At 48.7% G+C, this 2,271-nt stretch carries 1 protein-coding gene; it reads right to left on the bottom strand.

The window, feature by feature from the left end; translation table 11 throughout:
- A partial coding sequence (gene putA, locus QVA83_RS19775; protein ID WP_287498849.1) for a bifunctional proline dehydrogenase/L-glutamate gamma-semialdehyde dehydrogenase PutA occupies positions 1-1,984 on the bottom strand: 1,984 nt, incomplete at its 3' end.
- Between the last annotated feature and the right edge of the window lie 287 nt (positions 1,985-2,271).

Here is a 2,271-nt window from a genome sequence, read left to right as displayed (position 1 = left end):
GCTCTTCTGCACGCGCCGCGTAGTAGCGCCAGAACTCAACGGCTTCCCGCAATTCATCAATACTGTCGTGCGCTACTATACCGGCTTCACGCATACAGATAGCGATAAGCTCAGCCATGTGGCGCTCAAGCGCATCTGCTGTTCGATTAAGTATTTCAGCGCGCTCGCTTACATCGCGTTTAGACCATGCTTCAAACCCAGCTTCGGCTTCATCTAATGCTTTGCGCATATCATCAGGCGTAGCGTAATGGTGATAACCTACCACGTCGTTGTGGTTAGTTGGGCTAAGTACCGCTGTCGCACCTTCTGGCACTTCACCGGTCACTTTGTAGTAATCCTGCCAGCGTTCAAGTTCGTGTTTAAGCGCCGTTACCGCATTGGTGTCGGTAAGGTCTAGACCACGCGAGTTATCGCGCTCTGGCGCATACAGCCCACGTGGGGTTTTGATTAACTTGTTATAGCGTACTTTCAGGCGTTGTGTTTTCTCTACCGGATCTTCAAGCAAAGACTCAACCGGTTTTTCATCGTCAACGATAGCGTTTACAAACGACGAGTTCGCGCCGTTTTCAAGAAGACGACGTACAAGGTAGGCCAATAAGTCTTCGTGTTCACCTACCGGTGCATAAACACGGCACTGAATTTTATCCTGTGTTACCACCTGATCGTAAAGGGTATCGCCCATACCGTGCAGACACTGGAACTCAAAACCTTCTTTGTCGTCACCAGCAAGCTCAACAATAACAGACGCAGTGTAGGCATTGTGAGTCGCAAACTGCGGGTAAATGGTGTCGCGATACTCAAGTAGACGGTTCGCACAGGCATGGTATGACACATCTGTTGACGACTTACGGGTAAATACAGGGAACTCTTCAAGGCCCGCTTGTTGAGTAAGCTTAATCTCAGTATCCCAATAGGCACCTTTAACCAAACGCACCATTAGCGGACGACCTACCTCTAGGGTAAGTTCACGTAAGTGCTCTATAACGTGGATTGCGCGTTTTTGGTAGGCCTGTACGGCCAAGCCAAAGCCTGTCCAACCGTTCAAGTCTTCATTGCGAAATACAGCTTCAATAATGTCTAGAGAAAGCTCTAGACGGTCAGCTTCTTCCGCATCTACGGTTAAACCGATATCGTATTCTTTCGCCATCATACACAGCGCTTTCAAGCGCGGCGGAATGTCTGCCATGGCGCGTTCGCGGTGAGAAAATTCAAAGCGTGGGTGAATAGCAGAAAGCTTTACCGAGATCCCCGGTGAACGCTTAGGACCGCGTCCGTTAGCCGCTTTACCGATTACTTTTATTGCTTTTACGTATGCATCGTAGTAACGCTCAGCGTCGCGCATAGTACGTGCGCCTTCGCCTAGCATGTCGTAAGAATATACGTACCCTTTGGTTTCTTTCTCTTTGGCGCGATCTACCGCATCTTCAATGGTTTCGCCCATAACGAACTGACGACCCATAACGCGCATCGCAATGTTCATAGCGCGGCGAATAACAGGTTCACCTAAGCGGCCAAGGGTTTGTTTTAACAAGCCGAACTGTTCTTTCTTGCGCTTGTCGGCATAGTTCACCATGTTGCCCGTAAATAACAAGCCCCACGCCGATGCGTTAACAAATAACGACTCTGAATTCCCCAAGTGAGGTGTCCACTGTCCCTGAGACAGTTTGTCACGAATAAGCTCATCTTGAGTGGCTTTGTCTGGAACACGCAGCAAGGCTTCAGCCAAGCACATCAATACCACACCTTCTGCTGTAGATAGCGAGTATTCATTTAATAATGCGTCAACACCACCGTGCCCTTCTTGCTCTCGGCGAATTTGAAGCACCATCTTTCGTGCGCGTTCCCATGCACGGCTTCGTGCACGTGGGTTTACCTCGGCAATGGGAAGGATTTGATCCACAGCCACCGACTCACTAATGCGATAGTAGTCTCTTATACGCTGGCGTAGGGGTGAAGTTGTATGAAGTGTGTCGTTAATGAGCATTGCAACCCTTTCATAGAAATAGCTGTAACAAAAAGCGTTCCCGCCGTGTAAGACTGCTCACGGTTACATGGAAGCGGCTAAAAAACAAGCAAAGTCGAAACCCTGCGTTGACCTGTCGTTCTTCTTTTAACTTTATACTTTTGGATGAAGATCACGACAGTGCCAAATTTGCGCGGATGGTAGCACACAAAATCGCCCTGCCAAGCCCCTACCAGCAAAGTTTTTTTGATTCTCTGTCAAGCTACGTATTCAGTGCGTTAGATGACATTTTTTAGCCTGTTGATACC

Source organism: Alteromonas sp. AO-Serp, from assembly GCF_017849675.1.
GTDB lineage: Bacteria > Pseudomonadota > Gammaproteobacteria > Enterobacterales > Alteromonadaceae > Alteromonas > Alteromonas macleodii.
Note: the sequence above shows the minus strand (reverse complement) of the source record. Positions and strands in the feature narration are given on the sequence as shown.